Source organism: Nonomuraea sp. NPDC004580 (assembly GCF_040609855.1).
Classification (GTDB): Bacteria; Actinomycetota; Actinomycetes; order Streptosporangiales; family Streptosporangiaceae; genus Nonomuraea; species Nonomuraea salmonea.
Genome location: NZ_JBEXLH010000023.1, coordinates 36,176 through 53,957 on the forward strand (window position 1 = coordinate 36,176; position 17,782 = coordinate 53,957).

16 protein-coding genes are annotated in these 17,782 nt (G+C 71.9%); 12 read left to right on the forward strand and 4 right to left on the reverse strand.

The window, feature by feature from the left end; translation table 11 throughout:
* Positions 1–11: 11 nt before the first annotated feature.
* On the forward strand, positions 12–566 hold the full coding sequence (locus tag ABZW11_RS23520) for a nucleotidyltransferase family protein (RefSeq protein ID WP_355420805.1): 555 nt from the start codon (positions 12–14) through the stop codon (positions 564–566).
* Here the strand turns inward: ABZW11_RS23520 and ABZW11_RS23525 are convergent.
* Complete coding sequence (locus ABZW11_RS23525; protein ID WP_355420617.1) at positions 563–1,450, reverse strand: endonuclease/exonuclease/phosphatase family protein; 888 nt, start codon at positions 1,448–1,450, stop codon at positions 563–565. The genes ABZW11_RS23520 and ABZW11_RS23525 overlap by 4 nt on opposite strands.
* Before the next feature lie 91 nt (positions 1,451–1,541).
* Between ABZW11_RS23525 and ABZW11_RS23530 the strand changes: the two genes are divergently transcribed.
* The 10 genes from ABZW11_RS23530 (at position 1,542) to ABZW11_RS23575 (ending at position 11,592) form a co-directional block, all read left to right on the forward strand.
* Positions 1,542–2,582, forward strand: coding sequence for an LLM class F420-dependent oxidoreductase (locus ABZW11_RS23530; protein WP_355420620.1), 1,041 nt, complete (start codon positions 1,542–1,544; stop codon positions 2,580–2,582).
* A 211-nt stretch (positions 2,583–2,793) separates the two neighbouring features.
* Positions 2,794–4,074, forward strand: coding sequence for a dicarboxylate/amino acid:cation symporter (locus ABZW11_RS23535; protein WP_355420623.1), 1,281 nt, complete (start codon positions 2,794–2,796; stop codon positions 4,072–4,074).
* Positions 4,075–4,214: 140 nt separating this feature from the next.
* Positions 4,215–5,849, forward strand: a complete 1,635-nt coding sequence (locus tag ABZW11_RS23540; RefSeq protein WP_355420626.1) for a serine/threonine-protein kinase — start codon at positions 4,215–4,217, stop codon at positions 5,847–5,849.
* A gap of 183 nt (positions 5,850–6,032) precedes the next feature.
* Positions 6,033–7,097 carry a Xaa-Pro peptidase family protein gene (locus ABZW11_RS23545; RefSeq protein WP_355420629.1) on the forward strand — a complete coding sequence of 355 codons (1,065 nt, stop codon included), beginning with the start codon at positions 6,033–6,035 and terminating at the stop codon, positions 7,095–7,097.
* A 26-nt stretch (positions 7,098–7,123) separates the two neighbouring features.
* Positions 7,124–7,684: an elongation factor P gene (gene efp, locus ABZW11_RS23550; RefSeq protein ID WP_355420631.1), complete on the forward strand. Its 561-nt coding sequence runs from the start codon at positions 7,124–7,126 to the stop codon at positions 7,682–7,684.
* 1 nt (position 7,685) lies between these two features.
* Complete coding sequence (gene nusB, locus ABZW11_RS23555) at positions 7,686–8,096, forward strand: transcription antitermination factor NusB (protein ID WP_355420633.1); 411 nt, start codon at positions 7,686–7,688, stop codon at positions 8,094–8,096.
* 172 nt (positions 8,097–8,268) lie between these two features.
* Positions 8,269–8,628 (forward strand): MmcQ/YjbR family DNA-binding protein, encoded by a 360-nt coding sequence (locus ABZW11_RS23560; protein ID WP_355420636.1) that lies wholly within the window; start codon positions 8,269–8,271, stop codon positions 8,626–8,628.
* 264 nt (positions 8,629–8,892) lie between these two features.
* On the forward strand, positions 8,893–9,648 hold the full coding sequence (locus tag ABZW11_RS23565; RefSeq protein WP_355420639.1) for a methyltransferase domain-containing protein: 756 nt from the start codon (positions 8,893–8,895) through the stop codon (positions 9,646–9,648).
* A 70-nt stretch (positions 9,649–9,718) separates the two neighbouring features.
* The gene (gene dinB, locus ABZW11_RS23570) at positions 9,719–10,960 is read left to right on the forward strand and encodes a DNA polymerase IV (protein ID WP_355420641.1); all 1,242 of its coding nucleotides are present in this window, start codon (positions 9,719–9,721) and stop codon (positions 10,958–10,960) included.
* 230 nt (positions 10,961–11,190) lie between these two features.
* Complete coding sequence (locus ABZW11_RS23575) at positions 11,191–11,592, forward strand: DUF3040 domain-containing protein (RefSeq protein ID WP_355420644.1); 402 nt, start codon at positions 11,191–11,193, stop codon at positions 11,590–11,592.
* A gap of 370 nt (positions 11,593–11,962) precedes the next feature.
* On the opposite strand, the gene ABZW11_RS23580 is transcribed toward ABZW11_RS23575, so the two are convergent.
* From ABZW11_RS23580 to ABZW11_RS23590, 3 genes are read right to left on the reverse strand one after another with little or no spacing between them, the layout of a single operon-like run.
* A complete protein-coding gene (locus ABZW11_RS23580) occupies positions 11,963–14,392 on the reverse strand; it encodes a DUF3488 and transglutaminase-like domain-containing protein (RefSeq protein ID WP_355420646.1) in 2,430 nt (809 codons plus the stop codon).
* On the reverse strand, positions 14,389–15,651 hold the full coding sequence (locus tag ABZW11_RS23585) for a DUF58 domain-containing protein (RefSeq protein WP_355420649.1): 1,263 nt from the start codon (positions 15,649–15,651) through the stop codon (positions 14,389–14,391). Before ABZW11_RS23585 ends, ABZW11_RS23580 begins: the two co-directional genes overlap by 4 nt.
* 40 nt (positions 15,652–15,691) lie before the next feature.
* Complete coding sequence (locus ABZW11_RS23590; RefSeq protein ID WP_355420652.1) at positions 15,692–16,669, reverse strand: MoxR family ATPase; 978 nt, start codon at positions 16,667–16,669, stop codon at positions 15,692–15,694.
* Between the two features lie 481 nt (positions 16,670–17,150).
* Between ABZW11_RS23590 and mraZ the strand changes: the two genes are divergently transcribed.
* Positions 17,151–17,582 (forward strand): division/cell wall cluster transcriptional repressor MraZ, encoded by a 432-nt coding sequence (mraZ, locus tag ABZW11_RS23595; protein WP_345401317.1) that lies wholly within the window; start codon positions 17,151–17,153, stop codon positions 17,580–17,582.
* The last annotated feature ends 200 nt before the right edge of the window (positions 17,583–17,782 follow it).

The window sequence follows — 17,782 nt, forward strand, 5'->3', positions numbered from 1 at the left end:
AGGACGCGCGGGTGGCCGGGCTGCTGCTGGCCGCGGGCGAGGGGTCGCGGCTCGGGCGGCCGAAGGCGCTGGTCGAGTACGCCGGTGAGCGGCTCGTCGATCGTGGCGTGCGGCTGCTGGCCGAGGGCGGCTGCCATCCCGTCGTGGTCGTGCTGGGCGCGGCCACGGTGCAGGTGCGGGGCGCGGTGACCGTGCGCAACCCCGGCTGGGCGAGCGGCATGGGCTCCTCGCTGCGCGCCGGGCTGTCCGCGCTGCCCGCGCAGGCGGAGGCGGTGGTGGTGGCGCTGGTGGACCAGCCGCTGATCGGGCCGGGCGCGGTGCGCGCGCTGATCGGCTCGGGTGCGGGGCTGGCGGTCGCCACGTACGGCGGGCGGCGCCGCAACCCGGTGCTGATCGCCCGTGCGCACTTCGCCGGGGTGGCGGAGCTGGCCGTGGGCGACGTGGGGGCGCGGGCGTACCTGAAGGCTCATCCCGAGCTGGTCACCGAGGTGCCGTGCGACGGGCACGGCGACCCGTCCGACATCGACACGCCCGCCGACCTGGAACGGCTGCTGCCCCGCTCCTAGAAGCGCAGGGAGGCGATCGCGGCCCGGTGGTCGCTGCCCGTGGCGGGCGCCACGCCCGCCTCGGTCGCCGTCATGCCGCGGTAGAGGATGTGATCGGGCCTGGTGATCGGGAACTCGGCCGGCCAGGTGAACCCGAACCCGTCGCCCGCCTCGCTCTGCGCGTCGGTCAGCGGCGGCGTCAGGCCGCTCATGCCCCGGTCGGTGGTGGCGGTGTTGAGGTCGCCGAGCAGCAGGATGCGCTTGCTCGGGTCGGCGTCGACGAGCTCGCGCGCCCTGGCCAGCGAGACGTCGCGCGAGGTCGTGTGGCCCGGCCTGGCCGAGGCGAGGTGCATGACGTAGACGGTGACCTTGCCCTTGGGGGTGGTCACGACCGCCCGCAGGGCGCGCGGCCAGCCCATGCCGACGTCGAGCGGCTTGGTCTCGCTGAGCGGGTAGCGGCTCCACAGCCCGACCGTGCTGACCGCGTAGTGGTGTTTGAACATCTTGTTGAGCTGCTTGGCCGCCGGGCCGCCCCTGGTCAGCTCCTGTGCGGCCAGCAGGTCGAGGTCCTTGGCGATGGCGCGTACGGCCTCGCCCGAGGCGTTGTTGGTCACCCCCACGTTGACGGTGCCCACGGCCAGGTCGCTGGGACCGCCAGGCGGGGTGCGCAGCAGCGTGGAGCCGAACATGGCGGCCCAGATCAGGCCGGGCAGCAGCGCGGCGGCCACCGCCCCGGTCGAGCGGGCGAGGGCGGCGAAGGCCAGCAGCAGCGGCACCGCGAGGCCCATCCACGGCAGCAGGCTCTCCAGGACGGGGGTGAACCCACCCAGCGCCGGGATCAGCCGATGGCCCGCCAGGGCCGCGGAAACCGCGACGGAGACGACGATGACGACCCGCTTCAGCACCTGATCCAGGCTAGCCGCTCCGGCCCGGCGCACCGGCGCGATAGCATGGTGCCGTCTCAACAGAACATCATTCGGTCAGTGGGAGCCCTGAATGCGCATCGGTATGGCACTCAACTACGCGGGCGGCTTCAAGGAGTCGGTGGCCGAGCTGGCCGACTACGAGAAGGCCGGGCTGGACATCGTGTTCGTGGCCGAGGCCTACTCCTTCGACGCCGTCAGCCAGATGGGCTACATCGCGGCCAGGACCGAGCGGCTGCAAATCGCCTCCGGCATCCTGCCGATCTACTCGCGCACGCCGACGCTGCTCGCCATGACGGCCGCCGGGCTCGACTACGTCTCCGACGGGCGGTTCACGCTGGGGCTCGGCGCGTCGGGGCCGCAGGTGATCGAGGGCTTCCACGGGGTGCCGTACACCGCGCCGCTCGGGCGTACGCGGGAGGTCATCGAGATCTGCCGCCAGGTCTGGCGGCGCGAGCGCGTCCAGTACGACGGCCGCCACTACACCGTGCCGCTCCCGCCCGGCCAGGGCACCGGCCTGGGCAAGCCGCTCAAGCTGATCAACCACCCCGTACGCCCCCGCATCCCCATCATGATCGCCGCCATCGGCCCCAAGAACGTCGAGCTGACCGCCGAGCTGGCCGAGGGCTGGGAGCCGATCTTCTACCTGCCCGAGAAGGCCGCCGACGTCTGGGGCGCCTCGCTGGCCGCGGGCAGGGCGAAGCGCGACCCCGAGCTGGGCGAGCTCGACGTCGTAGCGCACGCCACGCTGGCGATCGGCGACGACGTGGCGGGGCTGCGCGAGTTCGGCCGGCCGATGGCCGCCCTCTACATCGGCGGCATGGGCGCCAAGGGCCGCAACTTCTACAACGACCTGGCCAGGCGCTACGGCTACGAGAAGGAGGCCGAGCGGATCCAGGACCTCTATCTGGAGGGCAAGAAGGACGAGGCCGCCGCGCTGGTCCCGGCCGAGCTGCTGGAGAAGACCTCGCTCATCGGCAGCGAGGGCTTCGTGCGCGACCGGGTGCGGGCGCTGAAGGAGTCGGGGGTGACCACCCTGAACGTGGCGCCGATCGCGAAGACGCACGAGGACCGCGTCAGGCTCATCGAGCAGATCAAGGAGATCGTGGCGTAGATCACAATCCGTCGGGGAATTTGCCATATTTTCTGATGGTTATGCCGGGCTGTGAGGTTTTCCGTGGTGATCGTGTGGCTCATCGAGCGGCTACACATCGATCTGTGCCGGCTGCACGGATCGCTCTGTAGCTGACGCCGCTCTCGTCCCTGTCGTCCACTCCCTCACCCCGGCATGCCTCTGGCATGCCCGCATGCGAAGGCATCCCCCCGTGAAGAGATTCACCTTCTCCCTGCAGTTGCTGCTGGGCCTCGCCGTCGGCATCGCCCTCGGCTTCGTCGCCAAGATCTGGGACGTCGCCTGGCTCGCCGAGACCCTCACCAAGGTCGGCTCGATCTTCGTCCAGCTGCTCAAGCTCGCCGTACCGCCACTGGTCTTCACCGCGGTCCTGGTCAGCGTGGCCAACCTGCGCAACGTCAACGGCGCCGCCAGGCTCGCCACCAAGACGCTGGTCTGGTTCCTCATCACCGCGGCCGTCTCGGTGGCGCTGGCCATCGGCCTCGGCCTGCTCATCAACCCCGGCCAGGGCGTCACCCTCGACACCGGCGCGGCCAAGGCGCCCGAGCACGCCGGCACCTGGCTCGACTTCGTCACCGGCATCCTGCCCACGAACATCGTCACCGCCTTCACCGAGGTCGAGGTCCTCCAGATCGTCTTCCTCGGCGTCGTGCTCGGCGCGGCCGCCCTGGCCGTCGGCGACAAGGCCGAGCCGTTCCTGAACCTCGCCCGTTCCGTCCTGGAGCTGGTGCAGAAGGCGCTGTGGTGGGTCATCAGGCTCGCCCCGATCGGCACCGCCGGGCTCATCGGCAAGGCCGTCTCCACGTACGGGTGGGACCTGCTCGCGCCGCTGGCCAAGTTCAGCGCCGGCGTCTACATCGGCTGCTTCATCGTGCTGCTCGCCGTCTACCCGGCGCTGCTGGCCTTCTGGGGCAAGGTGAGCCCGGTCCGGTTCTTCCGCAACGCCTGGCCCGCGATCGAGCTGGCGTTCGTCTCCCGCTCGTCGGTCGGCACGCTGCCGCTGACGCAGCGGGTCTCGGTCGAGCGCAACGGCGTGGACGCCGACTACGCCTCGTTCGCCGTGCCGTTCGGCGCGACCACCAAGATGGACGGCTGCGCCTCGGTCTACCCGGCGCTCGCCGCGATCTTCGTGGCCCAGGTGTTCGGCATCCAGCTCGGGGTGGGCGACTACCTGCTCATCGCGTTCGTCTCCGTGGTCGGCTCGGCCGCCACGGCGGGCCTGACCGGCGCGACCGTCATGCTGACGCTCACGCTCAGCACCCTGGGCCTGCCGCTCGAAGGCGTCGGCCTGCTGCTGGCCATCGACCCGATCCTGGACATGATCCGCACCGCGACCAACGTGACCGGGCAGATGGTCGTCCCGGTGCTGGTGGCGCGCTCGGAGGGCCGCCTCGACACGGCCGTCTTCAACGCGCCGCCGCAGCCGCTCGACCAGCCGCGCGTCACCCGCGTGGCGGAGCCGGCGACGGCCTGAGTCCGTGAGGAAGGGGGGCGGGTGCACCGCCCCCCTTTTTCCTGCCCGTACGCGGCCTGGCAGCGTGTACCCGGGGCGTCGGGGGCCGCGGGGGCCTATGGTAAGTCGGAAATCCTGATTTCTAAGTATTTGGCGGGGATATGTCCGACGCGGAGCGCGCGCCCTCCTTGATCGCCGGCCGGTACCGGCTCGACGAGCGCATCGGCAGCGGCCCGATGGGCGAGGTGTGGCGAGGGTACGACACGCGGGCCGACTGGGTCGTGGCCGTCAAGGTGCTCGGCGCCAGAGCGGCCGGCCCGGCCACCCGCGAGGTGCTCAGGCAGCACGCCCAGGCCGTCGCCAAGGTCATCCATCCCAACGTCGCCATGGTCCTGGACGTCGGCGAGCACGACGGGGCGCCGTTCCTCGTCATGGAGCACCTGACCGGGCTCAGCCTGGGCGAAGAGCTCGCCGCGCGCGGCAGCCTGACCATCGTCGAGGTGTGCGACCTGATCGGGCAGGCCGCCGCCGGGCTCGACGCCGCGCACCGGGCCGGCGTCGTGCACGCGCAGGTCGACCCCGACGCCTTCAGGATGGCCGCCAGCGGCGTGCTCAAGGTCGTCGGGTTCGGGATGGACGGGCGCGAGCCCGTACGCGGCAGCGGCCGCTACGCCGCCCCCGAGCGGGTCCCCGGCGAGCCCGCCGAGGCGCCCGGCGACATCTACGCGCTCGGCTGCGTCTGCTACGAGCTGCTGTGCGGGCGCCCGCCCTTCGACGACGACGCGCCCAGGGGCCAGGTGGCGCCGCCCAGCAGCATCAGGGCCGAGGTGCCCGCCGAGCTGGACCGGCTGGTGCTCGCCATGCTCGCCGACGACCCCGCCAGGCGGCCGGGCAGCGGCGAGTCCATCAGGCGTACGCTCGCCGCCATCGCCCGCCCCAAGCCCGCCGCGCCGCCCCAGACCGGCGCCTTCCCCAAGCCCGCCGCGCCGCCCCAGACCGGCGCCTTTCCCAACGGCGGCGTCCCGCCCCGGACCGGCGCCTTGCCCAACGGCGGCGCCCCGCCTCAGACCGGACCCGGTCCCGGCCCTGTGCCCGGGGGGATGCCGCAGACCGGGGCCTCGCTGCGCGGGGCCGGGCTCGGGCAGGGGGCCGGCGCCACCGAGGTCTACTCCGTGCCGCCGCGGGCCGGTGACACCGCCGTCTTCCAGGCCGCCGACCTGGAGCCCGAGCCGCCGTCGGGAGCCCGTAACCGCAAGCTGATCCTGCAGATCGGCATCGCCGTCGCCGTCATCGCGGCCGTGACCGTGGTCATGGTCTCGATCGCGGGACAGCGCGAGGAGCAGCCGGTCGCGGAGACCACCCCCACCGCCGTCCCGACCGACACGCTGGAGGAGGTGCAGCCCAGCTCGCCGCCGCCCAGCCCCGACCCCACGCCGGAGACCGTGGCCACGATCGGCGAGGACGACATCACCTCGCTGAACGAGGCCGTGACGCCCAAGGCCACCCTCGGCGGCAGGTCCGAGCCGGCCGGCGGGTACGACACCTGGCTCGAGCGCTTCGACCAGGCCCTGATGGCGCAGGAGGCGGCGGGCGGCATCGACCCCCGCGTCTCCGGCAAGGCCCGCGAGAAGCTCAGGAAGGCCGCGAGGAAGCTCGGCGAAGGCCACCTGGACTCGACGCTCAACCACGTGGCCGGCGTCTACCGCGACCTGCTGCGGGCCCAGGAGAAGGGCGACATGCGCTCCTCCGGCCCGGCCGCCGCATTCATGCGCGACTGGCGCCTGCCCGGCGGCTGACCACCGCCCCGGGGGGCGCGCCCAGTACGGGCCGGGGCGGGCGCGTGCGGGCGGTGTGGCGGCCCCGCCCGGCTGATCGGGCCGCCCTGGCCCTGGGCGGGCACGTGCGGCGGAGTCCTCGTCGTCCGGGACGGGCGGGGTGCGGACGGTGTCCTTGCCGCCCGGGGCGCGTAGATTGGCGGGATGACCTTCGACTACGCGGCGCGGCGGGCGCGGCTGGCCGAGTCGCTGGCCGGCCACGAGGTCCACGCGCTGCTCGTCACCTCGCCCGTCAACGTCCGCTACCTGACCGGCCTGGCCAGCTCCAACGCCGCCGTCCTGGTGGGCGCCGACGGCGGCGCGGTGCTGGCCACCGACAACCGCTACATCGGCGCGGCCAGGGCGCTCGACCTGCCCGTGGTGGAGGCGGCCGACGTCGCGGCGCGGCTGCTCACGCCCAGCCCCGGCGCGCAGGAGGGCACCAGAGGGGTGGGCATCGAGGCGGCGTGCATGAGCGTGGCCACGTACCTGCGGCTGGGCGAGGGCCTCGTGCCGCTCGGGCCGGTCGTGGAGCGGTTGCGCGCGGTCAAGGACGAGCAGGAGCTCGACCTCATCCGCACCGCCTGCGCGATCACCGACCAGGCGTTCGCGGACGTCGCGCCGCGCATCGCGCCCGGCATGACGGAGCGCGAGCTGGCCCGCCTGCTGGAGCAGCGGATGGCCGAGCTGGGCGCCGACAAGCCCGCGTTCGACACGATCGTGGCGGCGGGGGAGAACGGCGCGGTGCCGCACCACAGCCCCACCGGCCGTGAGCTGCGCGCGGGAGACCTGGTCACCATCGACTTCGGCGCCCGCTACCAGGGCTACCACGCCGACATGACGCGCACCGTCAGCCTGGGCCCGCCCGCCGCCTGGCAGCGCGAGCTGTACGACCTCGTCGCCGAGGCCCAGCGGGCCGGACGGCACGCCCTGGCCCCGGGCGCCGGGGCCAAGGAGGTCGACTTCGCGGCCAGGTCGGTCGTGGAGCGGGCGGGCCACGGCGAGCACTTCAGGCACGGTCTCGGCCACGGTGTCGGCCTGGAGATCCACGAGGAGCCGTTCCTCGGCCCGTCGAGGACCGGTAGACTAGAGGATCGAGTTCCGATCACCGTCGAGCCGGGGGTCTACCTCCCGGGCCGGGGCGGGGTTCGCATCGAGGACACGCTCGTGACACGTGAGGGCGGGCCGGAACTCTTCACCAAGACGACCAAGGAGCTGCTCGTCCTTTAGAGCGGCCGCACGCGGGAGAAGAACGAGTGGCGACGACCAACGACCTCAAGAACGGCATGGTGCTGAAGCTCGAGGGCGGTGAGCTCTGGAGCGTTGTCGAGTTCCAGCACGTCAAGCCGGGCAAGGGCGGCGCGTTCGTGCGCACCAAGCTCAAGAACGTCCTCTCCGGCAAGGTCGTCGACAAGACCTTCAACGCCGGGGTGAAGGTCGAGGTGGCCAACGTCGACAAGCGCGAGATGCAGTACTCGTACAAGGACGGCGACGAGTTCGTGTTCATGGACACCGAGACCTACGACATGGTCAACGTGCCGGCCGGCACCGTCGGCACCGCGGCCAACTACATGCTGGAGAACACCCTGGCCACGGTCGCCTTCAACGAGGGCTCCGCGCTCTACGTCGACCTGCCCGCCGCCGTCGAGCTGACCATCTCCAACACCGAGCCCGGCCTGCAGGGCGACCGCTCCACCGGCGGCACCAAGCCGGCCACGCTGGAGACCGGCGCCGAGATCAAGGTGCCGCTGTTCATCACCACCGGCGAGAAGGTCAAGGTCGACACCCGCAGCGGCGAATACCTCGGCCGGGCCTGAGGTGTCGGCACGCGGCAAAGCACGCAGGAGAGCGCTCGACATCCTCTTCGAGGCCGAGCTGCGCGACGAGGATCCGCTGAAGATCCTCGCCGAGCGCGTGGAGCGGCAGGAGCCGCCGGTCAACGAATACACCTCGGCCCTCGTCGAGGGGGTCGCCAGGCACCACGCGCGCATCGACGAACTCATCACGACGTACGCCGAGGGCTGGACACTCGACCGGATGCCGGCCGTCGACCGTAATCTGCTGCGCGGCGGCACGTACGAGCTGTTGTGGATGCCCGGCGTGCCCGAGGGCGTGGTCATCAGCGAGTGGGTGCACCTGGCGGGGGAGCTGTCCACCGACGAGTCGCCGCAGTTCATCAACGGGCTGCTGGCGCGCTTCAAGCAACTCAAGCCAAGCCTCACCCTTTAGACACCCATTAGGTACCCCGTTTCGGGGGACCGGAGGGCCACGTTCGGGGTACGTTTCCAACCACGCCGGTTTGTACGGATAAGGGGCGCGTCACCAGCCGCGACGCGCCCTTTTCCCGTTCTCGCAGGTGAGCGGCCGGGTTTTCGTCGGTGCCGCTGGCTAGGGTGACCGCATGATGACAGAGGACGACGTACGCCGGCTGGCGCTCGCGCTGCCCGAGACCGCCGAGCGCGCCATGTACGGCACGCCCGCCTTCTACGTGCGCGGAAAGTGGTTCGCCCGGATGCGGGAGGAGGGCGACCTGCTGGTGCTCCCGGTGCCGTCCGAGGAGCACAAGCACGAGCTCCTGACCGCGGAGCCCGCCACGTTCACCACCACGCCCCACTACGACGGGCACGCGATCGTGCTCGTGCGGCTGGCGGCGGTCGACCCCGGTGAGCTGGGCGAGCTGCTGGCGGAGGCGTGGCGGCTGCGCGCTCCCAAGGGCCTGGCGGCCGCCACAGAGCCGGCTGACGGCCACGGGCGCGGCTGACCGCGACAGGATGATGACCCGGCCGCCGCCCACAGGGCTGAGCGCCGCTCAGACGGTGGCGTGACGGCTTTCGGGTATTGGGTCCTTCAGCGGGGGAGCGGGCGCTCGCGCGTACGGCGTAGGCTGGGGCCCGTCCATGGAGAAAGCCGTCCGCGAAGTGCACGTTTCGCGAGACGCGCGAGCCGCGTTCCGCGGCGGCCGCCCGGTCGACCCGGGCGCCGCCCGTGGGGCGCCGGCCGCGGCGGAGAGGGAGGCGAGCCGAGGTTGCGTGCAGAAGGCGTCACCACCAGGACCCCGGCGGTGCGCACCGCCGTCGTCTGGGACGCGTTGCGGTCCATGCTGGCCGAGCGCACGGCGGCCACCGGGCGGACGTCGCTCGACATCGTCGACGCCGGCGGCGGCACCGGCGGGTTCGCCGTGCCGCTGGCCGAGCTCGGCCACTCCGTCACCGTCGTCGACCCGAGCCCCGACTCGCTGGCCGCGCTGGAGCGCCGCGCCAAGGAGCGCGGGGTGAGCGTGCGCGGCCTCCAGGGCGACGCCGCCGACCTGGGCGAGCTGCTCAGCCGCGACGCCGCCGACCTGGTCCTGTGCCACAGCGTGCTCGAATACGTCGAAGACCCGATCAGCGCGCTCACCGCGGTGGCCGGGCTGCTGCGCAGGGGCGGCACGGTCAGCGTGCTGGCCGCCAACCCGGTCGCCAGCGCCATCCACCGGGCGCTGGCCGGGCAGTTCGACGAGGCCAGGGCCGTGCTGAGCGACCCGGGCGGCACCTGGGGCGACCGCGACCCGACGCCGCGCCGCTTCTCCGCCGAGGCGCTGGCCGAGCTGCTGGGCGCCACCGGGTTCACGATCGGCTCCATCCACGGCGTACGCGTCTTCGCCGACCTCGTGCCGAGCCGGCTGCTCGACGGCGAGCCGGGCGCCGCCGAGGCGCTGGTCGCGCTGGAGCAGGCCGCCTCCACCCATCCCGTGCTGCGCGACGTCGCGACGCAGCTGCACGTGCTCGCCCACCGGACCTGAGCCCGCGGAAGGGAAGAATCGATGACCGCTCCCCTCGGTGTAGAACGCCTGTTCGGATAGAATCGGCGGCGTGTCTCGCAAGCAGATCACCGGCATCGGCCCCGCTCCGCGGACCGGGGGCGATGACAGCGGCTGCCCGATCCTCCACGTCGACATGGACGCCTTCTTCGCCAGCGTCGAGCTGCTCGAGCGGCCCGAGCTGAAGGGGCGTCCGGTGATCGTGGGCTCGCCCGCCGGGCGCGGCGTCGTGCTCAGCGCCACCTACGAGGCCAGGGCGTTCGGCGTGCACTCGGCGATGCCGATGAGCCGGGCGCGCCGGCTCTGCCCGCAGGCCACGATCATCCCGCCGAGCCACGGCAAGTACTCCGAGGTCTCCAAGGGCGTCATGGAGATCTTCCACGCCGTCACCCCGCTGGTCGAGCCCATCGCGTCCGACGAGGCGTTCCTCGACGTGGGAGGGGCGAGGCGGCGGCTCGGCCCGCCCGCGACGGTGGCCGCCATGATCAGGGAGCAGGTGTCGGAGCGCTACGGCATCACGTGCTCCGTGGGCGTGGCGAGCAGCAAATTCATCGCAAAACTCGCCTCCAAGCAGTGCAAGCCCGACGGGCTGCTGGTGGTGCCCGCCGACGAGGTGGTCGACTTCCTCCACCCGCTGCCCGTCTCGGCCCTGTGGGGCGTCGGCGAGCGCACCGAGCAGTCCCTGGTACGCCTCGGCATCCGCACGGTCGGCGACCTCGCGAAGGTCCCGCCCGCCACCCTCCAGCGCGAGCTGGGGCAGGCGGTGGGCGGCCATCTGGCGGCGCTGGCCTGGGGGCGCGACGAGCGGCCTGTGACCGCCCACGTCCCCGACAAGAGCATCGGCAACGAGGAGACGTTCGCCGCCGACGTCGATGATCCCGACGTGATCAAGCGCGAGCTGCTGCGGCTGTCGGAGCGGGTCGCCGCTCGCATGCGTAAGGCCGGTCACGTGGGAAGAACTGTAAGTGTGAAGCTACGCCGAGCCGATTTCACCACGATCAGCCGGTCGCGCACGCTGCGTGAGCCGACCGACGTGGCTCAGGTGATTTACGCCACAGCCTGCGAGCTGTACGAGGCGGCCGGGCTCCAGCGGGTGCGGCTGCGCCTGGTGGGGGTCCGTATGGAGAACCTCCGACCGGCCGGCGAGGCCACCCGGCAGCTCAGTCTCGGCGAGAAGGAGACCGGGTGGCGCGAGGCGGAGCAGGCCATGGATCGCGCGATCCGCAGATTCGGTCCCGATGCGGTGCTCCCCGCGTCGCTGGTACGTGGCAAGCTTGATGAAATAGAGACATGACGTTCGATGTCAGGACTTGCTGGGGGCGTCCGTGTCAGGTTTTTGGGGAGAGGGAGGCGAGATGGGCCACAATAGAGCCATGACGTCACCTCCGGTTTGGTCTGCGTTGGACGTTTGCTTTCGCCTACGTCTACAGCCTCGTATTCTGGGGATAACCGACCGCGAGGTTCGGACACCCCGTGTCGTCCGTTGCCGTCTTCCCCGTCCTGGGGCCGTCCTTGGGAGGCGCCGTGCCGCTCTCTGAGCACGAGCAGCGCTTGCTCGACCAGATCGAGCAGGCCCTCTACGCCGAGGACCCGAAGTGGGCCAACACCGTAAGGATCAGTGACCCGCGCAGCCATTACAAGCGTCGCCTGGTCAAAGCCTCCATCGGCTTTGCCCTCGGCGTCGTCATCATGATGGTCGGCGTGGTGATGAGCCTGATCCCGCTCGGCGTCGGCGGTTTCGTGGTCATGCTCGCCGCGTGTCTGTGGGGCCTGTCCAGCTGGAAAAAGATGAACGGGTTCGGAGGAGACTCCGCCCCCGCCGCCGGCACGGCCACTCCTCCGGGCAAGCAGGCCCGCAGGGGCAACCGGGGCAGTTTCATGGAGCGCATGGAAGAGCGCTGGCGCCGTCGTCACGACGAGCGCTGACCCGCGAGGCAAGCTGACGCGGCCGCCCCCGGCACGGGGCGGCCGCTCGCATGCCCACCGCCCCACCCCGCACGGTGCGCGCCGCACAGGAGCCGCGGCCACCCGACCGGTGCGGTCCAGGGGGAGTGGGTGCAGCGCCTCCGCAGTCGTGACATGACGCGCCTGGCCCTCGCAGACCCGGCCGATGCCGTGGTTCAGCGCCCTGAGTGACGCGACCGCCCGGCCTCCCACGGGTCCGGCCGACGCCCTGGTTCAGCGCTTCAAGCGGCGCGACCGCCCGGCCCCCTACGGGCCCGATGTCGTGGTTCAGCGCCCCAAGTGACGCGACCGCCCGGCCCCGTACGGGGCCGGGCGGTCGCTGGTTCCGTGGTCAGGCGCTCTTCTGGGGTGAGGTGCGGCGGAGGCGGATGGTCTCCAGGAGGTCGAAGCCGTCGAGCAGGCGCTCGCCGAGCATCCGGATGCGCCGCAGTGTGGACGGCGGCATCAGGACGGCGCGCATCCGCCGCCCGCGTGACACGGTGGCCGCCAGCGCCAGGCGCACCTTGCGCAGGTCCTTGCCCATGGGCGCGATCCTGCCGGGCTCCCGGGCGAACAGCACCCGCTCCACGTTGCCCGCGATGGCCGTCATGGAAGCGGCGGACTCGGCGTCGAACTCGTACTGCTGGGTGAGCCGCCGGGCCAGCGCCCGCGGGGTCTCGCTGGGCAGGCGGGCCATGCCGTAGTCGTACAGGACGTCGTCGAGCTCCGCCCACACGGCCGCGACGGTGCTCTGGCCGCGGCTTACGGCCATCCTGGCGGTCAGCTCGTCGGAGGGCTGGGAGACCTTCCAGGTGAGGCGGCGTACCCGCCGGTTGCGCGAGAGCAGCCGCAGACCCGCCGGGATCAGCAGGACGAGCAGCAGCGCGCCCGCCCCGAGGCCGATCTTGCCGGCCAGCGGCATCGAGTCGTCGGGCGGCAGCGTGCCGGTCGCGACGGTGCCCTCGCGGTCCAGCTCGCGGATGTTGCGCCGGGCCTGCGGGTCCTGCGGGGTGTCCGCCTCGGAGCTGGTGGCGCCGGGCGACGGCTCGCTGGTGGTGGCGGCCGGCTCGGGGCGCGGCCGGGAGTACTCGGGCACCCGGGCGCTGCCCTGACCGGCGGCGCCGGACGGCGTCGGCTCGAACGGCAGCCAGCCCACGCCCTCGAAGTACAGCTCGGGCCAGGAGTGGGAGTCGTTCGTGCCGACCTCCCAGTGGTCGCCGACCTTGGTGCCGCCGGTGTAGCCGATCGCCACTCGCGACGGGATGCCGATCAGCCGGGCCAGCACCGCCATCGACGCGGCGAACTGCTCGCAGTAGCCCGCGCGCGAGCGCAGCAGGAAGTCGCTGAGCGCCGAGTTGCTGTGGCCCTGCGTCTCCAGGTTGTAGGTGAAGCCGCCGTCGGTGGTGAAGAACTCCTGCAGCATCACCGCGGCCTCGTACCTGGTGTTCGCCTCGGCGGTCTCCTTCTCGGCGAGCTCCAGGATGCCGGGCGGCAGGTTCTCGGGCAGGGCGAGGAAGCGGTCGTCCACCTGGGGCGGCGTGTTGTCGGTCGCGTCCAGCAGGTCGGCGGTGGGCTGGGGCTCGCTGGTGCTGACGTCGTACTCGATGCCGGCGGCCTCCTCGCGGGTGGAGAAGACCATGAGCGTGTCCACGTCGGCCCGCCAGTCACCGTCCACCTTGATCTGCCGCGGCGGGTACGGCAGCGGCAGGAACTGCAGCCGCGCGATCTCGTCGCTGATCCTGACGTTCGTGGTCACATTGTTGATCTTGGGATCGCGGCCCAGCCCCGGCGGGGCGGGCAGCGGGCCGTTCTCGGTCCTGTTCTGCGGCGCGCCCTTCGGCTGGGTCATGCCGAACTGCTGCCCGTCGAACGTGTCGAGCGCGTAGATGCGCAGGTAGCGGGGCTGGTCGTCGTTGTTGGTGTAGGTCAGCACCACCCGCCGGTCCGGCAGCTGCAGCTGGCCCTTGAGGTTGGCGATGGGGTTGGGGATGCTGATCGAGTTGCCCGGACCCGAGCCGCGCCCGCCGACGCCGAAGCTGAAGAACGACACCGGCTCCATCGCGGGCAGCGCCGCCGGCAGCAGCACGGCCAGCACGATCGCCGCGAACCCGATGCGCTTGCCCGACAGCCGCAGCCCGCTGGTGTCGGCGGTGTCACGCGGCGGCGTCCCCTGGGACGGGTTGACCACGCGGGTCCGCCGTACCAGCACCGCCCGGCCCCAGTGGCCGATCCGTTCGCGCCCGTCGGAGATGAGCAGCCCCACGAACCCGAGCGCGGCGATGATGAACGCCGGCCAGCTGATCGGGTCGGTCAGGATCGTCGCCGGCACCGTGGCCAGCGCCAGCAGCGGCAGCCCGGCCAGCGCCGCCCGCCGCAGCCGCGCGGCGAGGAAGTCCACGGCGATCGCGATGAGCGCCACGCCGCCCGACGTCAGCAGCGTGATGCCGTCGGTGTCCGGCACGGGCGCCGCGAACCGCTGGATGTCGGCCCACCCGACGCCGAGCAGCCTGGCCAGCTCCGCCACCGAGTCCTTCGTCGGCACGATGAGCGCCCACGCCTCCTCCGAGGCGAAGGAGACGGTCAGGAAGACTCCCGTGGCCGCCAGCCCGACCAGCGGCGCCGCCCACGCCGGCAGCGACAGGCGGCTGCTCAGCAGGCCCGCCGCGACCACGGCCAGCACCGCGCCGAGCGAGGTCCAGAACCAGGCGCCGCCCGCGAAGAGGGGATAGAGGAGGACGGCCGCGGTGAACGTGGCCACCCCCGAGGCGATCGTCAGTCTCATGCCGCCCCTCCCGTGGGATCGAGCACGTATCTGCCGCGTCCCGCGGCGTCCGGCCAGACGGTGGCGATGGAGGTGCCCGCGGGCAGGGTGACGATGCGCCAGCCGTACCCGACGAGCACCGTCTCGACGGCCCGCTGGTTCTCGGCGGCGGCGTGGTCGCCGCCCTCCCACGAGCTGACGTCCAGCAGCACCGCCACCGCGGTGATGCCGCTGTGCCGCAGCCTGCCCAGCTCCCTGGCCTCCTCGGGCTCCATCGCGCCGAGCACGGCGACGATCAGCCCGTCGCCGCCGCCCTGGCGCAGCGCCGAGACGCCCATCTCCAGGGAGCGGGCCGGGCTGTGCTTGATCACGGCGAGCGTGTCCAGCAGGGAGTGGCTCAGGCCCTGGTCGGTGAGGTGCTCGGCGCCCTGGTCGGTGACCAGCCGCAGGCCGAGGCCCTCACGGGCGAGGTGCACGCCGATCGAGGCCGCCGCGGAGACGGCCACCTCGAACGACGAGCGCGGGCCCTCGCCCCGGTGCGCGTGCCTGCGGGTGTCGAGCAGGAGCGCGCCGCGGCTCTGCCACTGCTGCTCCTCGCGGCGCACCATCAGCTCGCCGTGGCGGGCCGTCGAGCGCCAGTGCACCCGCCGCAGGTCGTCGCCCTGCCGGTACTCGCGCGGCGCCACGTCGTCGTCGCCGGCCGCCGCCACACTCCGCGTACGGCTGTCGCCGCCGCCCGTCCACTCGCCCGACAGCCGTACGTGCGGCAGCGCCACCACCTGCGGCGTCACCACGAGCGTGTCGCTGATCGTGAACGAGCGGGCCAGCTCGACCAGCCCGAACGGGTCGGCGATGCGGATCGACAGCGGCCCGATCGTGTAGCGCCCGCGCAGGTCGGAGCGCACCCGGTAGTCGATCTCCCGCACGCCCCTGGCCTCGACCCTGTCCAGCACGAACCTGGGCCGCACGCCCAGCGCGTACGGCACCGTGTCCTCGATGAGCAGCAGGCCGGTGGGCAGGCGGGTGACGTTCTCGAGGCGCAGGGTCACGGTGGCCTCGCCGCCCACCTCGGCCCGCGCCGGGTCCAGCCGCCTGGCGCAGCTCAGCCGGTAGCGCGTCCGCGCCGCCACCATCGCGGCCAGCAGCGGCAGCGCCGTGATCAGGACGCCGATCCTGAACAGGTCGTTCTCGCCCAGGAGCACGGCCATGACCAGCGCCGCGATCCCGGACGCCAGGAACGACCTGCCTCGGGAGGTCAGCGCCCGCAGCCCGGCCCTCACCGCGCCTCTTCCGGCGGGCGCGGGTCCTGGATGTCGGCCATCAGGCCCCCCGCGTCTCCGGCACCGGGACCCGCCTGACGAGGTCGGTCACGACCTGCTCCGGCAGGCGGCGCTGGCCCTGGGCCTCGATGCTGGGCAGCAGGCGGTGCGCCAGCACGGGGATGGCGAGGTCCTGCAGGTCGTCGGGGATGACGTAGTCGCGGCCCGCCAGCGCGGCGTGCGCCCTGGCGGCGCGTACGAGCTGCAGCGTGGACCTCGGGGAGGCGCCCAGCCGCAGGTCGGGGGAGTGGCGGGTGGCCACGACCAGGTCGATGGCGTACTTCTTGACCGGCTGGGAGACGTAGACGCCGCGTACGGCCTCGATGAGGGCGCGCACCTCGGCGGTGGTCGCGACGGGCTCCAGCTTGTCGAGCGGTGAGGTGCCGCCGTGCACGTCGAGCATCTCCAGCTCGGCGGTCGGCTCGGGATAGCCCATCGCCACGCGCGCGGTGAAGCGGTCGCGCTGCGCCTCGGGCAGGGGATAGGTGCCCTCCATCTCGATGGGGTTCTGGGTGGCGATCACCATGAACGGCGCGTCGAGCTGGTACGTCCGCCCGTCCACCGTCACCTGCTGCTCCTCCATGCACTCCAGCAGCGCGGACTGGGTCTTGGGCGAGGCACGGTTGATCTCGTCGCCGACGACGATGTTGGCGAAGACGGGACCGGGCTTGAACTCGAACTCCCGCGTCTGCTGGTTGTACGCGCTGACCCCGGTGATGTCGCTGGGCAGCAGGTCGGGGGTGAACTGCACGCGGCGGACCGGACAGTCGATGGAGCGGGCGAGTGCCTTGGCGAGCATCGTCTTACCGACTCCCGGCACGTCCTCGATGAGGAGGTGACCTTCGGCGAGCAGGACGGTAAGGGTGAGGCGGACGGCGTCGCTCTTGCCCTCGATCACCGATTCGATGGCCTGCCGGATCCGGTGGGCGGTGGTGACCAGCTCGTCGAGCTGGGGAGGGACGTCATGGGTTACTGCCACCAGGCCTCCATGAGAAGTGCGACGGCCGTCCCGGTACGGTGCCTTTGCGGGAGCCATGCCATTCCTTTTCCATTGTCTGTACGACCCTACGACGCTGCGGGTTCTGTAGCGACATTTGTGGATATTCAGGGAACACCGGTGATGTTCCGGTTCTTGTGGCATGGTCGTGCGAATCCCGTGACACGGCGCACCACCATGTGGCCCGCGAAGCGCCCCACTTTCCTCCACGCCGAGCTTCGCCGCCCCCGCGAAGGGCCTATTTGAACGGCGTTTCAAAGCCCCGACACGCCCATGGGGGTTGCCGCCACCCCACCGCCCCCCACCCCGGCCCATGCCTCTGACCTGCGGTAACGCAAGGGAAACCGATGATGAAGACGGTTCGAATCAGTTGACGGTGGGGAGAAGTGGAGTATGGTGGTGCGCAGTGGAGGGCCCGGTGCACCAGCGCTGAGCGCTTCACGAGGCACGGGAGGTGGGGCCGGTGTTCCTCGGCACCCATCAACCGCGTCTGGACGACAAGGGACGGCTGTTCCTGCCGGCTAAGTACCGTGAGGAGCTGGCGGAGGGTCTTGTGATCACCAAAGGCCAGGAGCGATGCCTCTACGTCTTTCCCGTGGAGGAGTTCCAGCGCATTACCGAGGCTCTCAGCACCGCCCCGGTCACCGCCAAGGCGGTACGTGACTACAGCCGCGTCTTCTTCGCCAGTGCGTCCGACGAGAAACCAGACAAGCAAGGACGCATCACGATCCCGCAGGGCCTTCGCGCGTACGCGGGCCTGGAACGTGACTGCGTCGTCATCGGGGCCAACACCCGGCTGGAGATCTGGGACGCGCAGGCCTGGGACACCTATCTCAGCGCACAGGAGCAGGCGTTCGCCGAACTGTCGGAGGAGGTGCTGCCAGGGATCTTGTAGGAACCACGGTCGATCCGTCGGTGATGTCGTTCGGCGAGGTCTCCACCCGCAACCACTGTCCGCCAGCTGATGCACCTTCCCCGGTGTCAGATGGCGGGCGTCCACGAAGAGGGTGCGGATGGGGACCTGGCCGGGCGGCGCCGGGTGGGGACCCAGGAAGGACCGGCGATCGACCGATGAACGCGTCATCCGCGAGCAAG

Excerpts from the sequence above, each read along its gene's own strand:
- ABZW11_RS23545 (WP_355420629.1), top strand. The coding sequence starts at position 6,033 with ATGACCTTCGACTACGCGGCGCGGCGGGCGCGGCTGGCCGAGTCGCTG.
- ABZW11_RS23560 (WP_355420636.1), top strand. The coding sequence starts at position 8,269 with ATGATGACAGAGGACGACGTACGCCGGCTGGCGCTCGCGCTGCCCGAG.
- ABZW11_RS23540 (WP_355420626.1), top strand. The coding sequence starts at position 4,215 with ATGTCCGACGCGGAGCGCGCGCCCTCCTTGATCGCCGGCCGGTACCGG.
- ABZW11_RS23580 (WP_355420646.1), bottom strand. The coding sequence starts at position 14,392 with ATGAGACTGACGATCGCCTCGGGGGTGGCCACGTTCACCGCGGCCGTC.
- ABZW11_RS23530 (WP_355420620.1), top strand. The coding sequence starts at position 1,542 with ATGCGCATCGGTATGGCACTCAACTACGCGGGCGGCTTCAAGGAGTCG.